At 62.9% G+C, this 25813-nt stretch carries 25 protein-coding genes and 1 pseudogene; 16 read left to right on the top strand and 10 right to left on the bottom strand.

The window, feature by feature from the left end; translation table 11 throughout:
- The first annotated feature begins 65 nt into the window (after nucleotides 1–65).
- Nucleotides 66–524, top strand: a complete 459-nt coding sequence (locus tag FJ492_RS01620; protein ID WP_140505269.1) for a type II toxin-antitoxin system RatA family toxin — start codon at nucleotides 66–68, stop codon at nucleotides 522–524.
- Here FJ492_RS01620 and FJ492_RS01625 read toward each other — a convergent pair.
- Together FJ492_RS01625 and FJ492_RS01630 are read right to left on the bottom strand one after the other, a co-directional pair.
- The gene (locus FJ492_RS01625) at nucleotides 500–1009 is read right to left on the bottom strand and encodes a CinA family protein (RefSeq protein WP_140768161.1); all 510 of its coding nucleotides are present in this window, start codon (nucleotides 1007–1009) and stop codon (nucleotides 500–502) included. The two genes, FJ492_RS01620 and FJ492_RS01625, sit on opposite strands and share 25 nt — an antisense overlap.
- Nucleotides 1006–2235 carry a bifunctional 2-C-methyl-D-erythritol 4-phosphate cytidylyltransferase/2-C-methyl-D-erythritol 2,4-cyclodiphosphate synthase gene (locus FJ492_RS01630; RefSeq protein ID WP_140768163.1) on the bottom strand — a complete coding sequence of 410 codons (1230 nt, stop codon included), beginning with the start codon at nucleotides 2233–2235 and terminating at the stop codon, nucleotides 1006–1008. The genes FJ492_RS01625 and FJ492_RS01630 overlap by 4 nt, the downstream gene beginning before the upstream one ends.
- A gap of 140 nt (nucleotides 2236–2375) precedes the next feature.
- Here FJ492_RS01630 and dusB point away from each other — a divergent pair, with 140 nt between their 5' ends.
- From dusB to hflX, 8 genes are all read left to right on the top strand, one after another.
- The gene (gene dusB / locus FJ492_RS01635) at nucleotides 2376–3404 is read left to right on the top strand and encodes a tRNA dihydrouridine synthase DusB (protein WP_140750399.1); all 1029 of its coding nucleotides are present in this window, start codon (nucleotides 2376–2378) and stop codon (nucleotides 3402–3404) included.
- Nucleotides 3401–4543: a nitrogen regulation protein NR(II) gene (locus FJ492_RS01640; RefSeq protein ID WP_027142747.1), complete on the top strand. Its 1143-nt coding sequence runs from the start codon at nucleotides 3401–3403 to the stop codon at nucleotides 4541–4543. Before dusB ends, FJ492_RS01640 begins: the two co-directional genes overlap by 4 nt.
- Nucleotides 4540–6000 carry a nitrogen regulation protein NR(I) gene (gene ntrC / locus FJ492_RS01645; protein WP_027142746.1) on the top strand — a complete coding sequence of 487 codons (1461 nt, stop codon included), beginning with the start codon at nucleotides 4540–4542 and terminating at the stop codon, nucleotides 5998–6000. Before FJ492_RS01640 ends, ntrC begins: the two co-directional genes overlap by 4 nt.
- A gap of 129 nt (nucleotides 6001–6129) precedes the next feature.
- Nucleotides 6130–8415, top strand: coding sequence for a PAS domain-containing sensor histidine kinase (locus tag FJ492_RS01650; RefSeq protein WP_181166015.1), 2286 nt, complete (start codon nucleotides 6130–6132; stop codon nucleotides 8413–8415).
- Nucleotides 8405–9766: a sigma-54 dependent transcriptional regulator gene (locus FJ492_RS01655; RefSeq protein WP_027142744.1), complete on the top strand. Its 1362-nt coding sequence runs from the start codon at nucleotides 8405–8407 to the stop codon at nucleotides 9764–9766. The genes FJ492_RS01650 and FJ492_RS01655 overlap by 11 nt, the downstream gene beginning before the upstream one ends.
- Before the next feature lie 98 nt (nucleotides 9767–9864).
- Entirely contained in the window at nucleotides 9865–10728 is an 864-nt protein-coding gene (locus FJ492_RS01660; RefSeq protein ID WP_140505276.1) for a D-amino-acid transaminase, read from the top strand.
- A gap of 144 nt (nucleotides 10729–10872) precedes the next feature.
- Nucleotides 10873–11118, top strand: coding sequence for an RNA chaperone Hfq (gene hfq, locus FJ492_RS01665; RefSeq protein WP_006202172.1), 246 nt, complete (start codon nucleotides 10873–10875; stop codon nucleotides 11116–11118).
- Nucleotides 11119–12510 (top strand): GTPase HflX, encoded by a 1392-nt coding sequence (hflX, locus tag FJ492_RS01670; protein WP_140768165.1) that lies wholly within the window; start codon nucleotides 11119–11121, stop codon nucleotides 12508–12510.
- 61 nt (nucleotides 12511–12571) lie between these two features.
- On the opposite strand, the gene mazG is transcribed toward hflX, so the two are convergent.
- Nucleotides 12572–13396 carry a nucleoside triphosphate pyrophosphohydrolase gene (gene mazG, locus FJ492_RS01675; protein ID WP_140768167.1) on the bottom strand — a complete coding sequence of 275 codons (825 nt, stop codon included), beginning with the start codon at nucleotides 13394–13396 and terminating at the stop codon, nucleotides 12572–12574.
- A gap of 89 nt (nucleotides 13397–13485) precedes the next feature.
- Complete coding sequence (locus FJ492_RS01680; RefSeq protein WP_140768324.1) at nucleotides 13486–14670, bottom strand: amino acid aminotransferase; 1185 nt, start codon at nucleotides 14668–14670, stop codon at nucleotides 13486–13488.
- Nucleotides 14671–14797: 127 nt separating this feature from the next.
- Here FJ492_RS01680 and FJ492_RS01685 point away from each other — a divergent pair, with 127 nt between their 5' ends.
- From FJ492_RS01685 to FJ492_RS01705, 5 genes are all read left to right on the top strand, one after another.
- Nucleotides 14798–15391: a histidine phosphatase family protein gene (locus FJ492_RS01685; protein ID WP_140768326.1), complete on the top strand. Its 594-nt coding sequence runs from the start codon at nucleotides 14798–14800 to the stop codon at nucleotides 15389–15391.
- A gap of 91 nt (nucleotides 15392–15482) precedes the next feature.
- Nucleotides 15483–16001, top strand: coding sequence for a sigma-70 family RNA polymerase sigma factor (locus FJ492_RS01690; protein ID WP_246675849.1), 519 nt, complete (start codon nucleotides 15483–15485; stop codon nucleotides 15999–16001).
- Nucleotides 15998–16771, top strand: a complete 774-nt coding sequence (locus FJ492_RS01695) for an anti-sigma factor (RefSeq protein WP_140711532.1) — start codon at nucleotides 15998–16000, stop codon at nucleotides 16769–16771. Before FJ492_RS01690 ends, FJ492_RS01695 begins: the two co-directional genes overlap by 4 nt.
- Nucleotides 16772–16795: 24 nt before the next feature.
- Nucleotides 16796–17512 (top strand): Bax inhibitor-1/YccA family protein, encoded by a 717-nt coding sequence (locus tag FJ492_RS01700; protein WP_140768171.1) that lies wholly within the window; start codon nucleotides 16796–16798, stop codon nucleotides 17510–17512.
- Between the two features lie 200 nt (nucleotides 17513–17712).
- Complete coding sequence (locus FJ492_RS01705; protein WP_140768173.1) at nucleotides 17713–18597, top strand: aldose 1-epimerase family protein; 885 nt, start codon at nucleotides 17713–17715, stop codon at nucleotides 18595–18597.
- Between the two features lie 46 nt (nucleotides 18598–18643).
- Here FJ492_RS01705 and FJ492_RS01710 read toward each other — a convergent pair whose 3' ends face one another.
- Complete coding sequence (locus tag FJ492_RS01710) at nucleotides 18644–19555, bottom strand: agmatinase (RefSeq protein WP_140768175.1); 912 nt, start codon at nucleotides 19553–19555, stop codon at nucleotides 18644–18646.
- Nucleotides 19556–19890: 335 nt separating this feature from the next.
- Between FJ492_RS01710 and FJ492_RS29045 the strand changes: the two are divergent.
- Both FJ492_RS29045 and FJ492_RS01720 read left to right on the top strand, forming a co-directional pair.
- Nucleotides 19891–20058: pseudogene (locus tag FJ492_RS29045) on the top strand (alpha/beta hydrolase); the annotation flags it as partial.
- 23 nt (nucleotides 20059–20081) lie between these two features.
- Entirely contained in the window at nucleotides 20082–20408 is a 327-nt protein-coding gene (locus FJ492_RS01720; RefSeq protein WP_140711535.1) for a hypothetical protein, read from the top strand.
- 361 nt (nucleotides 20409–20769) lie between these two features.
- On the opposite strand, the gene FJ492_RS01725 is transcribed toward FJ492_RS01720, so the two are convergent.
- The 5 genes from FJ492_RS01725 to tmk form a co-directional block, all read right to left on the bottom strand.
- Nucleotides 20770–21591 (bottom strand): MBL fold metallo-hydrolase, encoded by an 822-nt coding sequence (locus tag FJ492_RS01725; RefSeq protein ID WP_140768177.1) that lies wholly within the window; start codon nucleotides 21589–21591, stop codon nucleotides 20770–20772.
- Entirely contained in the window at nucleotides 21588–22388 is an 801-nt protein-coding gene (locus tag FJ492_RS01730; protein WP_140750381.1) for a TatD family hydrolase, read from the bottom strand. The genes FJ492_RS01725 and FJ492_RS01730 overlap by 4 nt, the downstream gene beginning before the upstream one ends.
- Entirely contained in the window at nucleotides 22388–23941 is a 1554-nt protein-coding gene (gene metG / locus FJ492_RS01735; RefSeq protein ID WP_140768179.1) for a methionine--tRNA ligase, read from the bottom strand. The genes FJ492_RS01730 and metG overlap by 1 nt, the downstream gene beginning before the upstream one ends.
- 141 nt (nucleotides 23942–24082) lie before the next feature.
- Nucleotides 24083–25138 (bottom strand): DNA polymerase III subunit delta', encoded by a 1056-nt coding sequence (locus tag FJ492_RS01740; RefSeq protein ID WP_140768181.1) that lies wholly within the window; start codon nucleotides 25136–25138, stop codon nucleotides 24083–24085.
- Complete coding sequence (gene tmk, locus FJ492_RS01745) at nucleotides 25135–25809, bottom strand: dTMP kinase (RefSeq protein WP_140768183.1); 675 nt, start codon at nucleotides 25807–25809, stop codon at nucleotides 25135–25137. Before tmk ends, FJ492_RS01740 begins: the two co-directional genes overlap by 4 nt.
- Between the last annotated feature and the right edge of the window lie 4 nt (nucleotides 25810–25813).

The following is a 25813-nucleotide window of genomic DNA, read 5'->3' on the forward strand; positions in this document are numbered from 1 at the left end:
CGACAAAGACTCTGAAGCGCGTCGCATGACTCCGTTTCGACGCGACGTGCTTTAGGGCCGGTTTCATGCCGAAATTCGAAGCCACCCGCCGCGTCGCCCACACGCCTGAGCAGATGTTCGCGCTGGTCGCCGACATCGAGACGTACCCGCAATTCCTGCCGCTTTGCGAAGCGCTGACGGTCCGCTCGCGCAAGGAGCGTGACGGACGCACCATCCTCGTGGCCGATATGAGCATCGGCTACAAGGCGATCCGGGAGACCTTCACGACGCAGGTGCTGCTCAAGCCCGAAGACAACGCAATCGATGTGAAATACATTGATGGCCCGTTCAAATATCTGAGCAATGTCTGGCGTTTCGAGCCAGACGGTGCCGGCTGTACCGTGCGCTTCTTCATCGACTATGAATTCAAGAGCCGCATCCTGGGTGCGCTGATGGGCACGATGTTCGACCGTGCCTTCCGCATGTTCGCCGAGGCTTTCGAAAAACGCGCCGACGTCATCTACGGCAAGACACCGGCGGCCTGACTCGCGCCAAGCGCCTGCAAGCCGAGCTCGAGTGCATGGTTGACCGTTTCCCGGCGGATGAAGTTTCGGCCATTGTCGGCAAACAGCTTGTATTCAGCCGTCACCGGCTGGCCGTTCACCGCAACGCCGAACCAGACCAGCCCGACCGGCTTTTCCCTAGAACCGCCACCCGGACCGGCAATGCCGGTGACGGCCAGGGTCAGCCCGGCGCGTGAACGGGCGAGCGCGCCGGCTGCCATTTCGATCGCTGTGTCGCGAGAAACCGCGCCATGCGCGTCAAGCGTGGCGGCGCGCACGCCGAGCATGTCCATCTTGGCTTGATTGGAATAGGTGATGAAGCCGCGATCGACCACGGCCGAAGAGCCGGCAATATCGGTCAGCGCGGCAATGATCATGCCGCCGGTGCAGCTTTCCGCGGTCGCCAGCATGATGCCGCGCTCCCGGCAGGCCTCAAAAAGGGCGATTGCCAGATCGCTGTTGGTCATTCCGGAACCTCGCCGGGAAACACCACGCTGGCCGTTGCGATCGCCGCGATGCCTTCCTCGCGGCCGACGAAGCCGAGCTTCTCGTTGGTTGTCGCCTTGATCGAGATGCGGTCGGCGGAAATGCCTAGCATCTGGGAAAGGACCGCCGTCATCGCCTCGCGGTGCGGGCCGACACGCGGTGCCTCGCAGATCAGCGTGATGTCGGCATTGGCGATGCGCCCGCCGCGCTCGCGCACCAGCCTTGCCGCATGTTCGACGAATATCCGCGACGCAGCACCTTTCCACTGCGGATCGGAAGGCGGGAAGTGCGTGCCGATGTCGCCGGCCCCGCAAGTCGCCAGCAGCGCGTCGGTCAGGGCATGCAGGCCGACATCGGCGTCGGAATGGCCCGACAATTTTCTGTCGTGCGGAATGGCGACGCCGCAGAGCGTGACATGGTTGCCGGGCTCGAAGGCATGGACGTCATAGCCATTGCCGGTGCGGATGTCGGGAAAGTGTGCCCGCTCGCTGGAAAGTCGCTGATGCGCCATGGCGATGTCCCGTGCCCATGTGAGTTTGACATTGTCCGGCGAGCCGGGAACGAGCTTCACCGGCATTTGCATCCATTCAGCGATCGACGCGTCGTCGGTAAAGTCGGTTTTGCCTCTGTTATAGGCTTCCTCATGCATCGTCATGATCGCGAGGAAGGGAAAGCCTTGCGGCGTTTGCGCCGCGTGCAGCCCGCTCCTGGGGACTGTTTCGCCGACCATGCCGGTGGCCGATTCGCGTTTCAGCGTGTCGGCAACGGGCAAGGCGGGAAGCGCGCCTTCGCCCTCGCCGATGGCCGCGATGGTGCGGTCGATCAGATCCATATCGACAAAGGGGCGCGCGGCGTCGTGGATGAGGACCTTGTCCGGCGCGTAGCTTCTTAGCGCGTGCAGCCCGAGCCGAACCGAATCCTGTCTGGTTGCGCCTCCGGCGATTGCCGTCACCCGATCGGCATCGGTGCCGACTGCTTTCCGAAAAAGCTCCTGGTCCTCGGCATGAATGGCCACGACGATCCGGCCGATAAGCGGGTGCGCCAGAAAAATATCTATGACACGAGCGATGACGGCACGTCCGCCAATTCGTTGATATTGCTTCGGGCCATCAGTCTGTCCGGCACGCGCGCCGCGACCGGCCGCGACGATAACCACCGCGACTTTGCCACCCGGATCCGGAGCCTGATTTTCAGTTGCGCCAGTCATTCAGTCTGGTCCTAGTCGCGGCTAAGGCCGAAGGCCAGCATTTTCCCAATTGCGCCTTAATGTGGCGTCATTCCGCGTTGCACATTTCTCTCGATCTGGCTAGAGAATGTGCAGCGAATGGACATGCTTGGTTTTTGTGCATGGTTAACTTGATCAGATTGGCCGCGCCTCTCGACGTCGGCGGCGTGAGAATCCGCAACCGCGTCTTCCTCGCGCCGATGTCCGGGATTACGGACGAGGCGTTCAGACAGCGCGCCCATGCGCATGGCGCCGGTCTGGTCGTGTCCGAAATGGTGGCCAGCGGCGAACTCGCCAAGGGCAGGGCCGGCTGCGACCTGCGCATTCGTCATTCCGGCCTGCCCGTCCATATGGTGCAGCTTGCCGGCCGCGAAGCCAGGCATATGGCTGAAGGCGCACGGATCGCCGCCGGCGAGGGCGCCGACATCATCGACATCAATATGGGCTGTCCGGCCAAGAAGGTCACCGGTGGCTATGCCGGCTCGGCATTGATGCTGGACCTCGACCACGCGCTCTCGCTGATCGAGGCCGTTGTCGCCGCCGTCAAGGTGCCGGTGACGGTCAAGATGCGACTGGGTTGGGACGACGCCGCACTTAACGCTCCCGTCCTGGCCCGCCGTGCCGAGCAGGCGGGCGTCAGGATGGTCACGGTTCACGGTCGTACACGCTGCCAGTTCTACCAGGGCAAGGCGGATTGGCGCGCCATCGCTCGCGTCAAGGAGGCCGTTTCCATCCCGGTCGTCGCCAATGGCGATGTCTGCTCCCAGGCTGAAGCCTCGGTCATTCTCGAACAGTCCGGCGCCGACGCAGTGATGGTCGGCCGCGCCCATTATGGCGCGCCGTGGGTCGCCGGCAGCATCGCTGCGGCTGCCGGCGGGACATTTTCATCCGGCATTCCCGAGACCCCGCAAGGGCTCGCCGACTATGTCGTCGCCCATTACGAGGACATACTGGCGCTTTACGGCATCGAGAGCGGCCTGCGGCAGGCGCGCAAGCATCTGGGCTGGTATCTCGATCGACATGCCGGCGGTGTCGCTGGCGAGAGTAGAAAAGCGATAATGACCGCGCTCGAGCCGGCTCGCGTCATTACCTTGCTGCGCGATGTGTTTTCGCGCGATCCGCAAACCTTGAACCTGCGGAGCGCCGCATGACCGCCACCGCTGGCCAGGGCACCGAAATGGCCGATGCCGCCCAGATCGTGCTGAACACGATCCGCCGCCCGGTGATCATGCTCAGCGAGGAAGGCTTTATCACCTTCGCCAACGCCGATGCCGAGGATTTCTTTCGCTCCAGCGCGACCATGCTGGCGCGCAACACCCTGTCCAAGCTGATACCCTTCGGCAGCCCGTTGCTGACGCTGGTCGACCAGGTGCGCGAGCGCCGCGCGCCCGTCAACGAGTATCGGGTCGACGTCTCGTCACCGCGCCTCGGCATCGAAAAGGTCGTCGATCTCTATGTCGCGCCGGTGCCGGAATTTCCGGGCTCTGTCGTCGTCATGTTCCAGGAGCGGTCGATGGCCGACAAGATCGACCGGCAGATGACGCATCGCGGCGCCGCGCGATCGGTGACCGGCCTGGCGGCGATGCTGGCGCATGAGATCAAGAACCCGCTCTCCGGTATCAGGGGTGCTGCCCAGCTGCTCGAACTGTCCGCATCCGATGAGGATCGCGCGCTGACGCGGCTGATCACCGACGAGACGGACCGCATCGTCTCGCTGGTCGACCGTATGGAGGTGTTTTCCGACGAGCGGCCGATCGATCGCTATCCCGTTAACATCCACGTCGTGCTCGATCACGTGAAAGCGATCGCAAAGAATGGTTTCGCGAAGAAAATCAAGATATTGGAGGATTATGATCCTTCGTTGCCTCCGGTATTCGCCAACCGCGACCAGCTGATCCAGGTGTTTCTCAACCTGATCAAGAACGCCGCCGAGGCAATCGGCAGCGATCCGCAGGGCGAAATCGTGCTGTCCACCGCCTTCCGGCCCGGTATTCGGGTTTCGGTCCCGGGCACGCAGGACCGCGTATCGCTGCCGCTGGAGTTCTGCGTGCGCGACAATGGTTCCGGCGTCTCGGAAGATATCCTGCCGATCCTGTTCGATCCCTTCATCACCACCAAGCCGAACGGCTCGGGGCTGGGGCTGGCGCTGGTGGCCAAGATCGTCGGCGAACATGGCGGCATCATCGAATGCGATTCGACGCCGCGCGCGACAACGTTCCGGGTCCTGATGCCAGCCTGGAAAGAAACGGCGCTGGGCGCCGATCAAGACGGCGAAGGAGACCGCAAATGACGGTTCGCGGCAATATTCTCGTCGCCGACGACGATGCGGCGATCCGCACCGTACTCAATCAGGCCCTGTCGCGTGTCGGTCACGAGGTGCGCGTCACCTCCAACGCCTCGACCCTGTGGCGTTGGGTGGCGGCAGGCGAGGGTGACCTCGTCATCACCGACGTCGTGATGCCGGACGAGAACGCTTTCGACATGCTGCCGCGCATCAAGAAGGCGCGGCCGGAACTGCCCGTCATCGTCATGAGCGCCCAGAACACCTTCATGACGGCGATCCGCGCTTCCGAGACGGGCGCCTACGAATATCTGCCGAAGCCCTTCGACCTGACCGAACTCCTCAACATCGTCAATCGCGCGCTATCCGAGCCCCGGCGGCCGAAGATCGATGCCCGGCAAGAAGAGCAGCCCGAGACGATGCCGCTGGTCGGCCGTTCGGCCGCCATGCAGGACATCTACCGCATGCTGGCGCGCATGATGCAGACCGACCTGACGGTCATGATCTCGGGCGAATCGGGCACCGGCAAGGAACTGGTGGCGCGCGCGCTGCATGAGTATGGACGCCGCCGTGGCGGTCCATTCGTTGCCATCAACATGGCGGCGATCCCGCGCGACCTGATCGAATCGGAATTGTTCGGCCACGAGAAGGGCGCGTTCACCGGAGCGCAGAACCGCTCGACCGGCCGCTTCGAGCAGGCAGAGGGCGGCACGCTGTTCCTCGACGAGATAGGCGACATGCCGATGGAGGCGCAGACGCGCCTGCTGCGCGTCCTGCAGCAGGGCGAGTACACGACGGTCGGCGGCCGCACGCCGATCAAGACCGATGTGCGCATCGTCGCTGCCACCAACAAGGACCTGCGCACGCTGATCAACCAGGGCCTCTTCCGCGAAGACCTTTTCTATCGCCTCAACGTCGTGCCGCTCAGGTTGCCGGCGCTGCGCGAGCGCTCCGAGGATGTGCCCGATCTGGTGCGCCATTTCTTCAAGCTTGGCGAAATGGAGGGGCTGCAGACCAAGCGTATCTCTTCCGGCGGCATCGAACTGATGAAGCGCTATCCATGGCCAGGCAATGTGCGCGAACTGGAAAATCTCGTTCGCAGGCTTGCCGCGCTTTATTCGCAGGACGAGATTTCCGCCGAGATCATCGAGGCGGAGCTCAAGACAGGTGAGCGCCCGGTGGTACCAGGCGCCGGCAACCTCATTCCCGACGATCTTTCCATTGGCCAGGCAGTGGAGCACTTCCTGCAGCGCTATTTCGCCTCCTTCGCGGGCGAATTGCCGCCCGCCGGTCTCTACGAGCGCATTCTGTCCGAAGTCGAATATCCGTTGGTGCTGGCTTCGATGACGGCAACCCGCGGCAACCAGATCAAGGCCGCGGAGCTCTTGGGCCTCAACCGCAACACCTTGCGCAAGAAGATTCGCGAATTGGGCGTCAACGTCTACAAGTCATCCCGCCAGACCTGAGCCGGCGCCGGGCACACGATCTTTTCAGGGGACCGAACGGGGAAAGAGTCCCGTCGCCGTCACACTTGTTGCATAATCGCCACAATGCGTTGCATAGATCGGATGCAATCACTGGCTCTACACGGCGACATGGCTCCGCAGACACCTGTACTCAACCAACCGCTTTTCAGCGAACCCGGCGCGCGCGACGGACGCCGGCTGCTGGCGCTGCCCGGCGTGATCGCGGTCGTCGGCGCCCTGGCCATGGCGGCTATTTCGTTCGCCATACTGGTCGGAGCGACGCCGATTGCGCCGGACGCCAAGGCAACATGGGCGCTGATCGCACTCAACGCCGCCTTCGTGGTCTTCCTGATTGCGCTGGTCGGGCGCGAGGTGCATCGCATCGTCATGGCCCGCCGCCATGGCAAGGCGGCTTCGCGCCTGCATGTGCGCATCGTTGCCATGTTCGCGCTGGTTGCCGCCATTCCCGCCATCATGGTGGCGATCATCGCCTCGATCACACTCGATATCGGCCTTGATCGCTGGTTTGAGATTCGCACCAAGACAATCGTCAATTCTTCACTCTCGATCGCCGACGCCTATGTGCAGGAGAACGCGCGCAACCTGCAGGGCACGACATTGTCGATGGCCTACGATCTCGATGCCTCCCGCTCGCTTTATGGCCTCGATCGCACCGGCTTTCTCGATCTCATGAACAAGGAAGCCGTAGGCCGCTCGCTGGCGCACGCCGCGCTGATCAAGCCCGACGGCTCCTTCGTCATGAGCGCCAAGACCGATGCCGATTTCGCCATGCCGGAACCGCCGGAAGGCGCGGTTGCCACTGCCACCGACGGCAAGCCGGTCCTGATCGAGCCGCGCACGCGCAACATCATGGGCGCCATCGTCAAGTTGCGTGAGATCGAGGGCCTCTATCTCTACACCATCCGTCTGGTCGACCCAGAGGTGATCAAGGCGCGGCAGATCGTCAGGTCCAACACCGACGAGTATCGCAATCTCGAGGACAACAGGCGCACCTCGCAAGTGGCATTTGCGCTGCCCTACCTGTCGTTGACCCTGATCATTATCCTGTCGGCGATCTGGACCGGCATAGCCGTCGCCGACCGGCTGGTGCGGCCAATCCGTCAGCTGATCGGCGCCGCCGATGAAGTTGCGACCGGCAATCTCGATGTCGCGGTGCCGGTGCGGCCGTCCGATGGCGATGTCGCCTCGCTCGGCGATACCTTCAACAAGATGCTGCTGGAGCTCAAATCACAGCGCAACGAGATCCTGTCGGCGAAGGACCTGATCGACGAGAGGCGGCGTTTTTCGGAAGCCGTGCTTGCCGGTGTCACCGCCGGCGTCATCGGCGTCGACCCTTACGGCATCATCACCATCGTCAATCGGTCTGCCGAATCGATGCTGGCCATTTCCGCCAGCGCGGCACTTGGGCAAAACCTTTCCGCGATCCTGCCGCATGTCGGCCGTGTCTTCGAGATCGGACGCAAGTCCGGCAAGCCGGTCTACCGCGAGCAGGTGACTTTCTATCGCGCCGGCGCCGAGCGGACCTTCAATGTGCAAGTCACCATCGAGGCCGGCGACGACGGCTCTGAAGAAAAATCCTATGTCGTGACGGTGGATGACATCACTGATCTGGTTCAGGCCCAGCGTTCATCCGCCTGGGCCGACGTGGCGCGACGCATTGCCCACGAGATCAAGAACCCACTGACCCCGATCCAGCTTTCCGCCGAGCGTATCAAGCGCCGCTATGGCAAGGTCATCACCGAAGACCGCGAAGTTTTCGACCAGTGTACCGACACCATCATCCGGCAGGTGGAGGACATCGGCCGCATGGTCGACGAGTTCTCGGCTTTCGCGCGCATGCCAAAGCCCGAGATGAAGGCCATCGACCTGCGCGAATCACTGCGCGAAGCTTCCTTCCTGGTCGAAGTCAGCCGCGCCGATATCACGTTCGAGCGGATATTCGGCAATGAGCCGCTCAAGGGCACTTTCGACAGCCGGTTGATGGCCCAGGCCTTCGGCAATGTGATCAAGAATGCGGCCGAAGCGATCGACGGACTGGAACAGAAGGACGGTTCGCACGGCATAATCCGGATTCAAGCCGGGCGTCAGAATGGCGCGATTCGCATCGACGTCATCGACAACGGCAAAGGCCTGCCGCGCGAGAATCGCCAACGGTTGCTGGAGCCTTATATGACCACACGTGAAAAGGGCACCGGGCTTGGTCTCGCTATCGTCAAGAAGATCGTGGAGGACCATGGCGGCAGGCTGGAGCTCCATGATGCACCTGCGGATTTCCACGGCGGGCGCGGCGCGATGATCAGCGTCATCCTGCCGCCGGCGGCCGCCGCGCTGCCGCGCGGCGAAAGCAGGGCGGACCACGAAAGAGAAACTGAAAAGGTCGATAATGGCGTCTGATATTCTCATCGTCGATGACGAGGAAGACATCCGGGAACTCGTCGCAGGCATCCTGAGCGACGAGGGTCACGAAACCCGCACGGCATTCGATGCCGACAGCGCACTGGCGGCCATCGCCGATCGAGCGCCGAGGCTGATATTCCTGGACATCTGGCTGCAAGGCTCGCGCCTGGACGGATTGGCGTTGCTGGACGAGATCAAGACCATGCACCCGAACCTACCCGTGGTGATGATTTCAGGCCACGGCAACATCGAAACTGCGGTTTCCGCCATCCGTCGCGGCGCGTATGACTTCATCGAGAAGCCATTCAAGGCCGACAGGCTGATCCTCATTGCCGAACGTGCGCTCGAGACCTCGAAATTGCGCCGCGAGGTTTCCGACCTCAAGCTGCGCAGCGGCGAGACCTTCGACCTGATCGGCATGTCGTCGGCGATGAGCCAGTTGCGCCAGACCATCGAGCGCGTCGCGCCGACCAACAGCCGCGTGATGATCATTGGTCCCTCCGGCTCGGGCAAGGAACTGGCGGCCCGCGCCATCCATACGCTGTCGACCCGCAAGGGCGCGCCCTTCGTGACGCTGAGCGCCGCCAACATCACGCCCGAACGCATGGAGATCGAACTGTTCGGCACCGAATCGAACGGGGTCGAACGCAAGGTGGGGGCGCTGGAGGAAGCCCATCGCGGCATTCTTTACATCGACGAAGTGGCCGACATGCCGCGCGAGACGCAGAACAAGATTTTGCGCGTTCTGGTCGAACAGCAGTTCGAGCGGGTGGGCGGCACAAAGCGGGTCAAGGTCGATGTCCGCATCATTTCCTCGACCTCGCAGAACTTGGAGGCGATGATCGCCGACGGGCGCTTCCGCGAGGATCTTTACCACCGTCTCGCCGTGGTTCCGGTCATGGTGCCGGGGCTGGCCGAGCGGCGCGAGGACATTCCCTATCTCGTCGACAATTTCATGAAGCAGATCGCCCGCCAGGCCGGCATCAAGCCGCGGCGTATCGGCGACGACGCGCTGGCCGTGCTGCAGGCGCACAACTGGCCGGGCAACGTGCGTCAGCTGCGCAACAATGTCGAGCGGCTGATGATCCTGGCGCGCGGCGAGGACGTCGACGCGCCGATCACCGCGGATCTGCTGCCGTCCGAAATCGGCGATGTCATGCCGCGCACTCCCAACCAGTCGGACCAGCACATTATGGCGCTTCCCCTGCGCGAGGCACGAGAGCAGTTCGAAAAGGACTACTTGATCGCCCAGATCAACCGGTTCGGCGGCAACATCTCGAAGACGGCCGAGTTCATCGGCATGGAGCGCTCCGCCTTGCATCGCAAGCTGAAGTCGCTGGGCGTCTGACGCGCGGCGTCCGTCAGACGCGCCTGGGCCAAGCATTTGCCGGTTACGGCGGCGGCGGAATCGCATAAGAAAGCCCGAGAATTTTCCAGGGGTCGCCAATGCCGCGCATTGCCTATGTCAACGGGCGCTACGTCGCTCATGCCGACGCTTCCGTGCATATCGAGGATCGCGGCTATCAATTCGCCGATGGAGTCTATGAGGTCTGCGAGGTGGCGCGCGGCTTCATCGTCGACATGCCGCGGCACCTTGCCCGGCTGAACCGCTCACTGACCGAACTGTCGATCACCTGGCCGGTGACGCGCAATGTGTTGCCGCTGATCCTGCGCGAGGTGGTCAACCGTAATCGTGTCGTCAACGGTCTGGTCTATGTTCAGGTGACGCGCGGTGTCGCCAGCCGCGATTTCGTCTTTCCGGCGGCGGACACGAAGCCTGCCTTGGTGGTGACCGCCAGGAAGGCGGATCCTGCCGCCGGCACGAAACGGGCTGAGACTGGTATCGCCGTCATCACCGTACCCGAGAACCGCTGGGACCGTGTCGACATCAAGAGCACCGGGCTGCTGCCCAATGTATTGGCCAAGCAGAAGGCCAAGGAGGCCGGCGCTCAGGAAGCCTGGTTCGTGGACACGGATGGCAACGTCAAGGAAGGTGGCTCGTCGAACGCCTGGATCGTTACCAGGGATGGGGTTCTGGTCACCAGGCCGGCCGAACATGGCATTCTGCGCGGAATCACGCGCACCACCATGTTCGAAGTCGCGGCGAAACTTGGCCTGAAGATCGAGGAGCGTGGATTTTCCGTTGCCGAGGCCAAGACGGCTCGCGAAGCATTCATCAGTTCGGCGACGACTATTGCCATGCCAATCGTGACCATCGACGGTGATCCCATAGCCAATGGGCACCCCGGCTCAATAACACTTTCGTTGCGGCAGGCCTTTTTTGACATTGCGGAAAAAAGTCCAGCCTGATAACCGCACAGGTGGAATGAACATCAATATATCTCGTTCTGCTTGTCGTTACTGACGGCAAGAGGGTGTTTGCGCGCTTGACATGTGCCCGTTAATTTGGCGCATTGGCTGCAAACCGAAGGGGATCGGCGAAAGACAAAAACAATGGCGGAACGATCGCAAAACCTTCAGGACCTGTTCCTGAATTCAGTTCGCAAGAGCAAGAACCCGCTCACCATCTTCCTTATCAACGGCGTGAAGCTGACCGGCGTGGTCACTTCCTTCGACAACTTCTGCGTCCTGTTGCGCCGCGACGGCCACTCCCAGCTCGTCTACAAGCACGCCATTTCCACGATCATGCCGAGCCAGCCGGTTCAGATGTTCGATGGCGAGGAAAGCCAGGGCGCCTGATTGGCACGTGAGAAGGACGCGGACGGCACGGTTCGCGGAAAACCAGCGCATCATCCCGGGACGGAAGCCAAAGGTCCGACCAGGGCCGTTGTCATTGTGCCTGTGCTTACCCGCCAGCCGCGTAATGACGATGACACGAGCCGTCCCCGGCTGACGCGCTCGGCCGAGGCGCGCCATGACGAAGCAGTCGGCCTTGCCCGAGCCATCAACCTCGATCTGATCCATACGGCGGTCGTAACCGTCAACGATCCACGTCCGGCGACGTTGCTCGGCAGCGGCAAGGTCGAGGAGTTCGGCCAAATCGTGAAGGAGGGTCACGCGGAAGTGGTCATTGTCGACCATCCCCTGACCCCGGTGCAGCAGCGCAATCTCGAGAAGGAATTCAACGCCAAGGTGCTGGATCGCACGGGGTTGATCCTGGAGATCTTCGGCGAGCGGGCGCGCACCAAGGAAGGCACGCTGCAGGTCGAGCTTGCCCATCTCAACTACCAGAAGGGCCGCCTAGTGCGCAGTTGGACCCACCTGGAGCGTCAGCGTGGTGGTGCCGGCTTCCTCGGCGGCCCCGGTGAAACGCAGATCGAATCCGATCGGCGTCAGTTGCAGGAAAAGATCATAAAGCTGAAGCATGAGCTGGAAACCGTGCGCCGCACTCGCGACCTGCATCGCGCCAAGCGCAAGAAGGTGCCGTTTCCAGTGGTGGCGATCGTCGGCTACACCAACGCCGGGAAGTCGACGTTGTTCAACAAGCTGACCGGAGCAGGGGTGCTGGCGCAGGACATGCTGTTTGCCACGCTTGATCCGACACTGCGCCGCGTGCGCCTGCCGCATGGAACGCCGATTATCCTTTCCGACACGGTGGGCTTCATCTCGGACCTGCCGACGCATCTGATCGCGGCTTTCCGGGCGACCTTGGAAGAGGTGGTCGAGGCCGATCTCGTCCTCCATCTGCGCGACATTTCCGATCCCGACACGGCGGCGCAGGCCGAGGATGTCGAGCGCATCCTCGCCGACCTCGGCGTCGACGCCAGCGACACCAAGCGCGTGATCGAAGTCTGGAACAAGATCGACCTGCTGGACGAAGGCAACAGGCAGCGGCTGCTCGCCGACGGCGCCGATGGCAGCAAGGAGCCGCCAATCGCAATATCGGCGGTATCAGGCGAGGGCATCGATGCGCTGAAAGCGATCATCGAGACGCGGATGGCCGGCGAGCTGCAAGATCTGACGGTGACGATCGAGCCGGCCCAGTTCGGGCTTCTCGACTGGCTCTACCGCAATGGTGATGTCGTTTCGCGAACCGACAATGACGACGGCAGCGCCACCATCTCGCTCCAGGCCACGCAAAGCGCCCGTGAAGAGATCGAAAGCCGGTTGCGCCGCAAAAACAACGGCTAAGGCGCGGCAATTCCAGGGAAAGTGTATCGCGGCTTTTGTCTGGGATTGCCGAGCTATAGGCTTACTTCGCGGTTTTTGCATCCTGCCAGAGCGCTTCCATTTCCTCCAGGGTAGCTTCCTCTAGCGAGCCGCCTGATTTTTCCAGGGCCTGCTCGACATAGTGAAAGCGCGAGCGGAATTTTTCGTTCGTTCCGCTCAGCGCCGCCTCCGAATCGATCTTGAGGTGACGACCGAGATTGACGACGGCAAACAACATGTCGCCGAACTCGTCCTTGATCTCAGCCGTTTCGCCCTTGGCCAGAGCCTCGCGCAGCTCCCCGATCTCTTCTTCGATTTTATCCAGGATAGGAGCAGCCTCGCTCCAGTCGAAGCCGACACGGGCGGCCTTTTCCTGAAGCTTCAAGGCTCGCGTCAAGGCGGGCAGCGCGACCGGAACACTGTCCAGGAATCCCTTGCCATTGTCCTCCGGGTCGAGGCCGCGCGCGAGGCGGGCTTGCCGCTTCTCGGCCTTCTCCTGCGCCTTGATCTTCTCCCACATGCCCTTGGCCATGCCGGCGCTACGAGCCTTCTCGTCGCCAAAGACGTGCGGATGGCGGCGGATCATCTTGGTGGTGATGGCCTGGACCACGTCAGGGAACGCGAATTCACCGGCCTCCTGCGCCATCTGGGCATGGTAGACGACCTGCAGCAGGAGGTCGCCAAGCTCGTCGCGCAGGTCGTCGAGATCGCCGCGCGCGATGGCGTCCGCCACTTCATAGGCCTCTTCGATCGTATAGGGGGCGATGGTGGAGAAATTCTGCTCGATGTCCCACGGGCAGCCGGTCTTCGGCGCGCGCAACGCCGCCATGATCTCGATCAGGCGTGAAATGTCTTTCGATGGCGTCATGTAGCGGATGCTACAGCGCGAACCGCCGCACTGCCAACGCTGTCAGCCGGCGAGGGGATCTTGTCCACAATTGCACTGCATCCGCTTCGTCAGTCGAGCACGGAAACGATCGCCTTGGCGAGGTCATCCATGCCGTTCTCGGGCAGGCCGGCCACGTTGATGCGGCTGTCGCCGACCATGTAGACAGCGTGCTCGGCGCGCAGCCGTTCGACCTGCGCTTCCGTGAGGCCAAGCCGGGAGAACATGCCGCGATGACTGGCAACGAAGTCGAAGCGGCCGGAATTGGATTGCCGGCGCAGCGCCTCGGCGAACGCGACCCTAAGCCTCAGCATACGCAGGCGCATCTCTTCGAGCTCTGCTTCCCAGTCGGCACGCAGCGTGGCGTCCTCCAGCACGATGCGCACCGCGGCCGCGCCATGGTCCGGCGGCATCGAATACATAGCGCGCGCCGCCGACAGCATCTGGCTCATCGCGACGTCTGCCTGCGCGCCGTCCCTGGCCAGGACCATCGCCGCGCCGACACGGTCGCGGTAGACGGCGAAATTCTTCGAGCAGCTCGACGCGACGACCATTTCCGGGACTTTCGCGGCCAGCAGCCGCAAGCCGAGGGCGTCGGCCTCGAGGCCGTCACCAAAGCCCTGATAGGCGATGTCGACAAACGGCAGCAAGCCACGCTCGACCATCAGATCCGTGACGGCCTCCCACTGAGCCGCATCCAGATTGGCGCCGGTCGGGTTGTGGCAACAGCCATGCAGCAGCACCACGTCGCCGCTGTCGGCCGTCCGCAATGCCGCCAGCATGTCGTCGAAACGAACCGCACCCGAGGCCGCATCGAAATAGGGGTATTCGCGAATCCGCAAGCCGGCGGCACGCATCACCGGCATATGGTTCGGCCAGGTCGGGTCGGAGACCCAGACTGTCGCGTCCGACCGTGTGCGCTTGAGCAATTCCGCTACCAGCCGCAGCGCGCCGGAACCGCCGGGCGCCTGTGCCGCACGGATGCGCGACAGGTCCGCACCCGGACCGAAGGCGAGCTTGGCCACCACAGTGTTGAAAGCGGTATCGCCGGCAAGGCCGAGATAGGTCTTGCTATCCTGTCCCTCCAGCAGCCTCTTCTCGGCTTCGCGCACGGCGCGCATGACCGGCGTCTTGCCGTCGCGATCCTTGTAGACGCCGACGCCGAGGTCGACCTTGCCAGGGCGTGGATCGGCGCGATAGAGGCCGATCAGCGCAAGAATTTTGTCGGCGGGAGCTGGCTGCAGGTCTTCGAACATCATTATGGTTCCATTGGCGCGGCGGAGTGATACGCAAATTGGCCAGGTTTCACCAGAGGTTTCGGTGCGCCGACGCGAAAGGCGGCACCTGTTGCAGCTTCCACAAACTTCAGAGAAAGCATGCTCCATGCTCGTCCGTCTGACCATGATCTGCGCCGGCGCCACGGCGGCGACCCGGAAAGGATCGTTTCCTTCGGATGAACCGCTGGAGCCACGATCGCTGACATTGGCAAAGGCGGTGCGCGGGACGCTGCGTCGGGCCGACCGTGTGTGGACAGCGCCGGCGCTTCGCGCCTGTCAGACCGCGGAGGCGCTATCGCTGGATGCGTCTGTCGATCCGATTTTGGCAGACCAGAACTACGGTCGATGGGCAGGCAAGAGCTTCGACGAGGTGCAGGCGTTACAGCCGGACGAGATCGCCGCCTGGCGCACGGATCCGAATGCGGCCCCCTATGGTGGTGAATCGCTGGCCGACGTTGCCCAACGGGCCGCTGGATTGATGGATCGATTGATCGCCGAACGTGGTCACACGATCGCTGTGACGCACGCCATCGTCATCCGCACCGCGATCCTGCATGTTCTCAGCGCGCCGCTTGCCGCCAGTTGGAAGATCGACGTCGAGCCGCTGAGCATCACCGATTTTCGCAGCGATGGCCGCAGGTGGATGCTGCGCGCCTGCGGCGTAACAGCTCTCAAACCGGCAAAACCGCTTGGGAGCTGAGACGCGAGCCGCGGCGATATCCTCCAGCAAAGAAAAGTGGCCCCGGGATTAAAACCCCCACATGCTCCGTAAACAGGACATGAAACCGTCGATGCCACGCTTTGACATCATAGGACAGCTCGGGTCGCTGCGGCGCTACGCGCGCTCGCTGACGCGCGACGGCGTGGAGGCCGAGGATCTCGTGCATGACGCGCTGGTGCGCGCCTATGAGCGGCGCGGCACCTTCCGCTCCGGCGGAAGCCTGCGGGCATGGCTGCTGTCGATCGTCCACAACACCTTCATCGACCGCATGCGTTCGCGCCGCTCGGAAGCGGCACGTCTCGAACAAGCCGGATATCTGGCCGACGGCAGCACGCCGGCGCCGCAGGAACATTCCGTGCGCCTGGCGCAGGTGCGCGAAGCCTTTTTCAGCCTGCCGGAAGAGCAGCGCTCGGCGCTGCATCTGGTCGCCATCGAGGGGCTCTCCTATCAGCAGGCCGCCAAAGCCAGTGGCGTGCCGCTGGGCACGCTGATGTCGCGTATCGGCCGGGCGCGCGCGGCCTTGCGCCAGATGGAAGAAGCGCCAGCGCGGGGCCAAAATCATCTCAGGATCGTTGGAGGTGACTCATGACCGCTCTTGTCGACCCGGTTACGGACGCCGATCTCGACGCCTATGTCGACGACCAGCTTGATGTCGCCCGCCGCATTGAGGTCGAGGCTTTCCTGTCCGCGCGTCCGGAGGCGGCCGCGCGCGTGATGTCTGATCTGCGCACCCGCGACGAACTGCGCGTGGCGCTGGCCGGCTCCGAGGGCATGGCGCGGCCGGCGACGGCCGATGCGGCGCGGCGGCTAGAGAGGGGACTTGGCCGGGGTCGCATCTTCGGCGTGCTGCAACGCGCCGCGGCCGTCGCCGCCTTCGTTGCCGCCGGCTGGCTCGCCAACGGTATCGTCGGGCCGATGTCGGTGACAAAGGTCGTCGCTTCGCCGCAGCCGCCCGCCTATGTCGACGAGGCTGTCCAGGCACACAGGACGACGTTGCTGCGCGAAAACATGCCCTCGCAGGCCGAGGCGCCCAATTACAACGCCGGCGAGATCCGCGCCGCCACCGCCATCGTCATGCCGTCGCTGCCGAAGGACTGGAAGGTCCGCGACGTACAGATCTATCCGTCGCGCTTCGGCCCGAGCGTCGAGATCGCGGTTGAAACGAAGGAGATGGGCCTGGTGTCGCTGTTCGCGATCCGGCCGGGCACTTTCGATGTGGTCAAACCGACCGTCGCGCCCTCGGGCGATATCTCCTCGGCCTATTTCCAGGTCGGCGATGTCGCCTATGCGGTTGTCGCGAAGAGCGGGGTTCATGATCTCGACCGCGCCGCCGAAACGCTCGCCAGAACGCTTTACTGACCCATCCACAAAGGAGACCTCAAAATGAATACGCCCAATCTTGGATACCGCGTGGGCACGGGCGTCCGGACCGGAGCCGTCTATGACGAGGGCCTGCGCCAGCACATGCTGCGCGTCTACAATTATATGGGCCTCGGCCTGGTGGTTACGGGCCTTATCGCCTTGCTGGTGTCGTCGACGCCGGCTCTCTATGTGCCGATCTTTTCCAGCCCGCTGAAATGGGTGGTGATGCTGGCGCCGCTCGCCTTCGTGCTCCTGTTCTCGTTCAAGATGCAGACCATGTCGGCGGCAAGCGCGCAGGCAATGTTCTGGGCCTTCTGCGCCGTCATGGGCCTGTCGCTGGCCTCGGTGTTCCTGGTCTTCACCGGAACCAGCATCGCGCGCACCTTCTTCATCGCCGCGACCATGTTCGGTGCCAACAGCCTCTATGGCTACACGACAAAGCGCGACCTGACCCAGTTCTCGTCCTTCCTGATCATGGGCCTGATCGGCGTGGTGATCGCCAGCATCGTCAACATCTTCCTCGGCTCGACCGCGCTGCAGTTCGCCATCTCGGTGATCGGCATCGCCGTGTTCATCGGGCTGACCGCCTGGGACACGCAGACGATCAAGGAGCAGTATGCGGAGAATTTCGATGCGGAGTCGCGGCAGAAGCTCGCCGTCTTCGGCGCGTTCTCGCTCTATCTGAACTTCATCAACATCTTCCAGTTGCTGCTGAATTTCACCGGCGAGCGGGAATAATCCGAACCGTAGCAGGAAACAGCTGGCATCTTGCCGTGGCCGGAGGGAAACCTCCGGCCACTTTTTCATCTGAGACCGCGCCCGGCCCGTGGCGCCATCGAAGTTCATCGCGACTGTGTGAAATGCTGCGTCCGCCGCCTTGAGTTCACTCCTGGCCATTTGCTAGCCTGCCGGCCACACCAGACGGACCGCGAGGACATATGGAACAGGTCAGCCTGACGCTTCATGGCGACGGCATATCGGCGACCATTGCCGGGCAAGGCGCCGAACTGGTTTCGCTAAGGGATACGCAAGGATTTGAGTTCCTGTGGCAGGCCGGACCGGCCTGGCGGCGCCATTCACCAGTGCTGTTTCCGATCGTCGGCCGGCTGAAGGGCGATCAACTGCGCCATCGCGGTCAGACCTATCCGATGACGCAGCACGGCTTCGCCCGCGACAAGCCGTTTATGTGGGCGGAGAGGGGGCCTCGATCCTGTACGCTGGTGCTCACCGATGACGCGGAAACCCGAACCCATTACCCGTTCGCATTCCGCCTGGCCGTGACCTATACACTGGGCGAGGGGCAACTCGACATAGGATTGGAGGTCACCAACTCCGGCGACGAGCCGATGCCGACCTCGATCGGGGCGCATCCGGCATTCAATTGGCCGCTGCTGCCGGATCTGGCCAAAACGGATTATCGGCTGATCTTTTCCGATGACGAGCCAACACCGATCCGCCGGCTGAAGGATGGCCTGCTCACAGCAACACCGCAGCCGACGCCTGTCAGAGGCAATATCGTCGAGCTCTCCGAACGGCTGTTCGACGAAGACGCCGTGATCCTGGACCGGCCGGCCAGCAACAGCGTTCGCTACGGCGCCGAGACTGGTCCGGCGATCGAGGTCTCATGGCAGGGATTTCAGGAACTGGGCATCTGGTCCAAACCCGGCGGCGCACCGTTCCTGTGCATCGAGCCTTGGCACGGCATGGCCAGCCCGCTGGATTTCGACGGAGAGTTCACCGACAAACCCGGCCTGATGCTGATCGCGCCGGGCGCGAAGCGTTCGCTGAGTTACCGGATCAGGCTGGAGCAGGGGCCTCGGTAAAGTTCCTGCAGGCCGGACAGGGGCCGTATTCGATCTCATTCGAGTTTCAAACCTGCCGGACCACGGCGCCGATCACATTGACGAGGAGGCGCGCGGCGGTCAGCGCCGACAGGCCGTCAATGTCGGCTGGCGGATAGAACTCCACAAGATCGAATCCGGCGATCCTCGCCCACTTGCCCAAGCCGGCAATGAGATTGATGACCTGGGTGTAGGTGAGGCCGCCGGGAGTACGCGGTGCTACGCCCGGCATGATGCTGGGATCGAGGCTGTCAAGGTCCAGGGTGACGACGACCCGCGCTCCCTCCGGGATGTGCCTGAGCGCCGCTTCGACACCCAGGGTGTGGACCTCGCGCGCGGTGACGAAACGGCTGCCATAGTGCCGCGCCGCTTCGATCTCCGTGAGGCGTGCGCTGCCGACGCTGCGCAGTCCGACCTGCACCATGCCGGCGACGTGCGCCATCTCGCTCGCCCGGCGCATCGGGCTGGAGTAGCCGTAGCGTTCGCCATGCACCTCGTCGCGCCAGTCGATATGGGCGTCGATCTGCAGGATCCAGACAGGCCCGTGATCCACGAAGCCGGCGAGGAAGGGAATGACCACGGAATCGTCCCCGCCGAGCAGGATGGGGACGGCCGGCAATGACAGGACCTCGCGCGTCTTCGCCTCGATCCGGGCGCGGTTGCCGGCATTGTCATGCATGGTGGTCAGGATGTCGCCGGCGTCGACGCAGCAGATCGGCCTGCCGTCGAACAGCGGGCCGCCGAGATCGAAATCCCAATGCTCAATGAGCGCGGCATCACCCTGGCTTGCAACACGGATGGCATCGGCGGCCAAGGCATGGCTGGCACTGTCTTTGTCGGGATAGGTGCTGCCGTGACCAGCTCCGAAGATCACTGCGCGGGGCGCCGTGCCATCGGCGAGGCGATCGGGCAAGCCCAGAAAGGAAGATCGAGTGGTCATTTCTGATCGCCTTCAGTCCCGCCGACGCATGATGAGCGGATTGGGGCAGGGTAGTTGCTTTGTATGCCGGATTCCATCGTCGAAATCTTGATCCCATGCTGGGCCTGCATTGGGTTCATTCCCGGCGTTCCGCGCCGGGTGACCCTTTCGATCTTCCCTTGACCGCCGTTTGCCACGGAACCTTCCAGCGCGAGCATCGTAAACGACGAGAGGTATTGGAAGCCCAATGCGCTCGTCTTCGAACGCTCTATCGAGGAGGCAAAGTTGCGACACCGCCAAGTGAAAGTTGACGGAAATGCCATTTTCTATCGCGAGGATGGTCCGACCGACGCACCTACATGCCGGCCGCATCGGCCCGAGCCTACAAACGCGACCTGCCGGGAGCAGAACTCCATCTCGTGGAGGGCGCCGGCCACTGGCTTCTGGAAACCCATTTCGATGACGTGCTTCCGCTGGTGCGTGACTTCCTCGCGCGCGTCCATCGCTCAGCACAAGATTTGTGAAGAGGTGCAAAGGAGAAAGATCGATGACGACAACGCCGACAGTCGCGCGCATTTGGCGCGGCCGCACCCGGCCTGATGTGGGCGACGCTTACGAAGTCTATTTGAGGGCCGAGGGCATTCCGCCGCTTGAGAAGACCGCGCTGGGCGTCCAGCTGTTTCGCGAGGATCGCGAAGGGGAAAGCTGGTTCACCACCATCTCGTACTGGCCCGACCACGAATCGATGACGGCTTTCACCAAGGGCGAGCCAACCAAGGTCCATCATCTCGACCGCGATCCGGAGTTCCTGATCGAGCTGCCGGAGCGCATCCAGATCCATCGCATCCTGCTCGACCGGCGGAGGCTCCGCTGATCCATCCGGCCGCGGATATCGGAACACACAGTGAGCGTTGTGCGGCACCGCCGCGTCATCTACAATGATATGTTGTGTGCGGGCGGTTCGCCAAACCGGATGCGTTTGTCTCGATCGACGTGTCTGTATCGGGGGCGCCGTTCGAAATCCGCTGCGAGGCCGAATACACTAAATTGCTGCTACAGGCGAAAGTCGCATAAGATAGATTATGGAACTAGCGCATGGGGCGCAGCCCGGGAATTGGTGCGGTTTCGGCCATTGACGAGCAACATCGTGAACAGCACCACGCCGGCACTTTACGACCTCGAACTCATGATCGAACATTCGAACGGCGGGTTGAAAGCCGACTGAGCTGCTGTCTCTATCGTTCTGACTCGTAAGGGATTTCGATCACCATGCCATCGTAGGCCGGTTCGACATTGTCGGGCGTCTCAGTCATCACGGCGGTGTAATCGAGCGGCACGTGCATGTGCGTCAGCACGGCGTTGCAAGGCGAGAGCGCCTCGATCCAGTCCAGCGCCTGGCCAAGCGAAAGATGGCTTGGATGCGTGTTGTACTGCAGCGCATCGATGACCAGCATGTCGAGGCCTCGCAGCCGCTCGGCGGTGGTCTTGGGAAAGTCGCTGATATCGGGACAGTAGGCGAGCCCGCCAATACGGAAACCCAGCGAAATGATGTCGCCATGGATCTGGGGCAGCGGCTCGAAGGTGAGGGCACCCCCCTCTCCTTCGATCACAACCGGCTTGGCATGGTTGATGAGGTGGGCGTCGACGATCGGCGGATAGGAACTGCCTGGCGGCGTCTCGAAGCAATAGCCGAACGCCTGGCGCAGCCGTAGCATGGTCGGCTCGTCGGCATGGATGTCGATGCGATGCCCTTGCTCCTGCACATAGCCGCGCAAATCGTCGATGCCGTGGATGTGGTCGGCATGCGGGTGCGTGTAGAGCACACCATGGATGCGCCTGACTGAAGCCATCAGCATCTGCTCGCGGAAATCCGGACCGGTGTCGATGACGACCGTGGTGCGGCCGCCATTGGCGGCGATGCGCTCGACAAGCGCGGCCGTGCGCATGCGCCGGTTCCTGGGATTGGCGGGGTCGCAATTGCCCCAGTCGCCGGTGATGCGCGGCGTGCCTGGCGACGACCCGCAGCCGAGAATGGTGAGGCGCAGCCGGTCGCTCATACTTCGGGCGCCCGCTGGTCCGGGTGTGGCATTTTTCCAAACAGCCGAAAGAAATTGTCGGTGGTCAACGCTGCGATTTCAGCCTCGCTGACGCCGATCGTCTCGGCCAGCACCTTGGCGGTTTGCGCTACATAGGCCGGCTCGTTGCGCTTGCCGCGAAACGGCACCGGCGCCAGATATGGAGCATCGGTTTCGACCAGCAGCCGGTCGTGCGGCACATCGGCGGCGATGGCGCGCAATTCGACCGAGTTCTTGAAAGTCAGGATGCCCGAGAACGACACATAGCCGCCTAATGATACGCCGACCTCTGCGAGCCGCCGTCCCGACGAAAAACAATGCAGGATGAACGGGAAGGCGCCCTTCCCTGTCTCGTCCTCGAGGATGGCGGCCATATCGTCGTCGGCATCGCGCGAATGAATGACGAGAGGCAGCCCGGTCTCGCGGGCGGCGGCGATATGGGCGCGAAAGCCCTGCGCCTGCGCATCGCGTGGTGCCTTGTCGTAGAAGAAATCGAGCCCCGCTTCACCGATCGCCACCACTTTCGGATGAGTGGAGAGGCGGACAAGGTCGGCGGTGGTGACGTCGAGCTCCTCGGCAGCATTGTGCGGATGGGTGCCGACCGAGCAATAGACTTCGTCGAAAGTCTCTGCTATCTCAACGACTTGCTGAAACCGCTTCACGCGCGTGGAGATCGTCACCATTCGGCCGATACCGGCCGCCTTGGCGCGGGCGACAATGGCCGCCCGCTCCTCGGCGAAGTCTGGAAAGTCCAGATGACAATGGCTGTCGACGAGCATCAGGCGTTCGCGTCCGTCTGTTCGACATAACGCGGAAACACGCCCTCTGGCGCTGGCAGCGCCGTGCCGGACACAAGTGCATGGTCGGCGTGGACATGCATGAAATCGCGATTGTCCGCCGGCACAGCCAGGAGGTCGAGCAGCTTGGCGGCCGAGCCCGGAACGAAGGGCTGGCACATGACCGCCACGCGACGCACCACTTCGGCCGTCGTCCACAGCACCGTTTCCATGCGCTCGGGATTGGTTTTCTTGAGCGCCCAGGGTTCCTGTCCGGCGAAATACCGGTCGGCTTCCGCAATCACGCCGAAGATCGCCGCCAGTGCCAGATGGATGCCCTGTTCGGCCATTGCCTTGCGCGCGGTGGCGAGAGCGTCGACCGCCTGATCCAGGATCACCTTGTCGGATTCCGCCAGATCGCCGCGCTTCGGCACCACGCCGCCGCAATTCTTGGCGATCATTGACAGCGAGCGCTGTGCCAGATTGCCGAGACCATTGGCCAGATCCGCATTGGTACGGTTGACGATCGCTTCATGGCTGTAGCTGCCGTCCTGCCCGAACGGCACCTCGCGCAGGAAGAAGTACCGCACCTGGTCGAGGCCGTAATGCTCGATCATGGTGAACGGGTCGATGACGTTGCCGACCGATTTCGACATCTTCTCGCCGCGGTTGAACAGGAAGCCGTGGCCGAAGACGCGCTTCGGCAGCGGGATGCCGGCCGACATCAGGAAAGCGGGCCAATAAACCGCGTGGAAGCGTACAATGTCCTTGCCGATGATGTGTGCATCAGCCGGCCAAAACCGCCAATTGTCGGCCTTTTCATCGGGATATCCGACGCCGGTAATGTAGTTGGTCAGCGCGTCGACCCAGACATACATGACGTGCTTTTCATCGCCAGGTACCGGCACGCCCCAGTCGAATGTGGTGCGCGAGATCGACAGGTCCTTCAGTCCCGACTTGACGAAGCTCATCACCTCGTTGCGGCGCTCGGCCGGACCGATGAAGTCGAGTTGGTTTTCATAAAGCGCGACGAGCTTGTCCTGATAGGCCGACAACCGAAAGAAATAGCTCTCTTCCTCGACCCATTCGACCGGCGTTCCCTGTGGCCCGTAGCGAATATTGTCGGGACGGACCTCGGTCTCTTCCTCGCCATAATAGGCTTCGTCGCGCACCGAATACCAGCCGGCATAGCCGCCCTTGTAGACGTCGCCATTAGCGGCCATCGCCTTCCAGATCGCCTGCGAAGCCGCGTAATGCCGCTCCTCGGTGGTGCGGATGAAATCGTCGTTCGAGGCGTTGAGCGCGGTCGCCATGCGCTTGAATTCGGCCGAGTTGCGGTCGGCCAGGTCGCGCGCCGAAATGCCTTCCTTCTTTGCCGTCTGCAGCATCTTGATGCCGTGCTCGTCGGTGCCGGTGAGGAAGAAGACCTGCTTGCCGTCGAGCCGCTGAAAACGGGCAAGCGCGTCGGTGGCGATCAGCTCATAGGCATGGCCGATATGTGGCTTGCCGTTCGGATAGGAAATGGCGGTAGTGATGTAGAATGTGTCGCGTGACATGAATGAACCGTCATGAATGTCTGAATGGAAGCTGTGGCGGTGGATATCGCATCGGAATGGCGATTGCCATCCCGAGACCAATGCATGCCGCCCAAAAGTGGCTCCTGTTTGGGGGGCCAACGGCATGCACCAAAAAGGCCGTCACATTCGCATTGCAGAATTCAGGCGGTCGATCATGGTCAGGGCGTGCTGCTTCTTGTCGAGATTGTAGGTGTCCGTTTCAGATATAGCGTCCAAGGCCTCGTGCCAAGTATCGGAGAGCGTTTTGGCCCGCTTGAGATCGCCAGCCCGCGCCGCCTGGCTTGCCGCGTCCGACAGAAGGTCCAACGCCTGGCGGTTGAAGATGTCGAACTGGATCGCCTGGTCTTTGCCCGCGAGGGCCTCGGCCAGGCGGTAGGCACCGGCAATATCGCTTTTTCCCTTCGCCACCAGGCCATCGAGCGTCTGCGCGATCTCCAGCCCGCCATACTGCGTCAACAGGATTGCGCTGCGGGCGCTCCCCCCTGCCCGCTCGACCAGTGCGGCCCTCGCGACCGGATCGTCCGGTGGTGGCGGCTCCGCTGTCTTCAGCACCGCCATCAGTTCGTTGGCGTCGAGCGGTGTCAGCCGCACCACCTGGCAGCGCGAACGGATCGTCGGCAGCAGACTGCCCGGCGCATGGACGATGAGAATGAACAGGGTCCGTGCCGGTGGCTCCTCGAGATTCTTCAGCAGGGCATTGGCCGCATTGGCATTCATGTCGTCGGCCGGGTCGACGATCACCACCCGGTAGCTGCCGTCATGCGAAGTCAGCGACAGAAAGCGGCTGACCTTGCGGATTTCGTCGACGGTGACGACGGTTTTGAAGCTCTTGGTCTTGTCGTTCAAGGGGCGGGTAAGATGCAGCACCCCCGGATGCGCACCGGTGGCGATTTGGCGAAACAGCGGCGAGGCCGGATCGGGGACCGCAAGGTTGCCGGGCGCCTGCTCGAAGGCCGGATGCTTCAAAAGGTGGTGGGCAAGATGGAAGGCGAGCGTCGCCTTGCCGATGCCGACCGGTCCAGCGAAGATCAGCGCGTGCGGCAGCTTTCCCGCGCGATAGGCGGCGGCAAGCATGGTGGCGGCCTGCCCGTGCCCGACCAGACGTGGCGTTTCGGAAGGTTCCGGCACACCGTCCAGCGTGTCATGCTGTTCCGGCGCGATGCGTTCGAAGATCATACCGGTGCGACCTGCCTGTTGCGCTCGGGCGCCCTTGCCTCCAGTGCCGCGAACACGGTCGCCGTGACGACATCCTCCACCATGTCCGGATCGGCGGAGGCATCGACGACGATGCAGCGTTCCGGCTCTGCCGCCGCGATCGCCAGGAACGCTTCGCGGCGGGCCTGGTGGATAGTCAGCGTCTCCTTTTCGAAGCGGTCGGCGACGGCATCGCTGCCACGCCGCAACGTCGCCCGCTTCAAGCCCTCGGCCGGGTCGATATCGAAGATCAGCGTCATGTCGGGCATCATGCCGTTGATGGCGACCTGTTCCAGCATGGCCATGAATGCCGGATCGATCCCGCCTGTAACGCCCTGATAGACACGCGAGGAATCCAGGAAGCGGTCACAAAGCACGATGGAGCCGCGCTCGACCGCCGGCCGGATGACCTGCTCGACATGGTCGGAACGCGCGGCAGCGAAGAGCAGCGCTTCCATCTTCGGCCCGAACGGTTCGGCGGCACCCGAAAGCAGCACATGCCGGACCGCTTCGGCGCCCGGCGAGCCGCCCGGTTCACGCGTGCGCAGGACATCATACTTCTTTGCGCGCATCTTTGTGGCCAGCCGCTCGATCTGTGTCGACTTGCCTGCGCCTTCGCCGCCTTCGAAGGTGATGAAAAATCCGCGCGCCAACCGA

It is taken from the genome of Mesorhizobium sp. B2-5-4 (genome assembly GCF_006441095.1).
GTDB classification, from domain to species: Bacteria; Pseudomonadota; Alphaproteobacteria; order Rhizobiales; family Rhizobiaceae; genus Mesorhizobium; species Mesorhizobium salmacidum.

Excerpts from the sequence above, each read along its gene's own strand:
- FJ492_RS01620 (WP_140505269.1), top strand. The coding sequence starts at position 66 with ATGCCGAAATTCGAAGCCACCCGCCGCGTCGCCCACACGCCTGAGCAG.
- FJ492_RS01625 (WP_140768161.1), bottom strand. The coding sequence starts at position 1,009 with ATGACCAACAGCGATCTGGCAATCGCCCTTTTTGAGGCCTGCCGGGAG.
- FJ492_RS01630 (WP_140768163.1), bottom strand. The coding sequence starts at position 2,235 with ATGACTGGCGCAACTGAAAATCAGGCTCCGGATCCGGGTGGCAAAGTC.
- dusB (WP_140750399.1), top strand. The coding sequence starts at position 2,376 with ATGGTTAACTTGATCAGATTGGCCGCGCCTCTCGACGTCGGCGGCGTG.
- FJ492_RS01640 (WP_027142747.1), top strand. The coding sequence starts at position 3,401 with ATGACCGCCACCGCTGGCCAGGGCACCGAAATGGCCGATGCCGCCCAG.
- ntrC (WP_027142746.1), top strand. The coding sequence starts at position 4,540 with ATGACGGTTCGCGGCAATATTCTCGTCGCCGACGACGATGCGGCGATC.
- FJ492_RS01650 (WP_181166015.1), top strand. The coding sequence starts at position 6,130 with ATGGCTCCGCAGACACCTGTACTCAACCAACCGCTTTTCAGCGAACCC.
- FJ492_RS01655 (WP_027142744.1), top strand. The coding sequence starts at position 8,405 with ATGGCGTCTGATATTCTCATCGTCGATGACGAGGAAGACATCCGGGAA.
- FJ492_RS01660 (WP_140505276.1), top strand. The coding sequence starts at position 9,865 with ATGCCGCGCATTGCCTATGTCAACGGGCGCTACGTCGCTCATGCCGAC.
- hfq (WP_006202172.1), top strand. The coding sequence starts at position 10,873 with ATGGCGGAACGATCGCAAAACCTTCAGGACCTGTTCCTGAATTCAGTT.
- mazG (WP_140768167.1), bottom strand. The coding sequence starts at position 13,396 with ATGACGCCATCGAAAGACATTTCACGCCTGATCGAGATCATGGCGGCG.
- FJ492_RS01680 (WP_140768324.1), bottom strand. The coding sequence starts at position 14,670 with ATGTTCGAAGACCTGCAGCCAGCTCCCGCCGACAAAATTCTTGCGCTG.
- FJ492_RS01685 (WP_140768326.1), top strand. The coding sequence starts at position 14,798 with ATGCTCGTCCGTCTGACCATGATCTGCGCCGGCGCCACGGCGGCGACC.
- FJ492_RS01690 (WP_246675849.1), top strand. The coding sequence starts at position 15,483 with ATGCCACGCTTTGACATCATAGGACAGCTCGGGTCGCTGCGGCGCTAC.
- FJ492_RS01695 (WP_140711532.1), top strand. The coding sequence starts at position 15,998 with ATGACCGCTCTTGTCGACCCGGTTACGGACGCCGATCTCGACGCCTAT.
- FJ492_RS01700 (WP_140768171.1), top strand. The coding sequence starts at position 16,796 with ATGAATACGCCCAATCTTGGATACCGCGTGGGCACGGGCGTCCGGACC.
- FJ492_RS01705 (WP_140768173.1), top strand. The coding sequence starts at position 17,713 with ATGGAACAGGTCAGCCTGACGCTTCATGGCGACGGCATATCGGCGACC.
- FJ492_RS01710 (WP_140768175.1), bottom strand. The coding sequence starts at position 19,555 with ATGACCACTCGATCTTCCTTTCTGGGCTTGCCCGATCGCCTCGCCGAT.
- FJ492_RS01720 (WP_140711535.1), top strand. The coding sequence starts at position 20,082 with ATGACGACAACGCCGACAGTCGCGCGCATTTGGCGCGGCCGCACCCGG.
- FJ492_RS01725 (WP_140768177.1), bottom strand. The coding sequence starts at position 21,591 with ATGAGCGACCGGCTGCGCCTCACCATTCTCGGCTGCGGGTCGTCGCCA.
- FJ492_RS01730 (WP_140750381.1), bottom strand. The coding sequence starts at position 22,388 with ATGCTCGTCGACAGCCATTGTCATCTGGACTTTCCAGACTTCGCCGAG.
- metG (WP_140768179.1), bottom strand. The coding sequence starts at position 23,941 with ATGTCACGCGACACATTCTACATCACTACCGCCATTTCCTATCCGAAC.
- FJ492_RS01740 (WP_140768181.1), bottom strand. The coding sequence starts at position 25,138 with ATGATCTTCGAACGCATCGCGCCGGAACAGCATGACACGCTGGACGGT.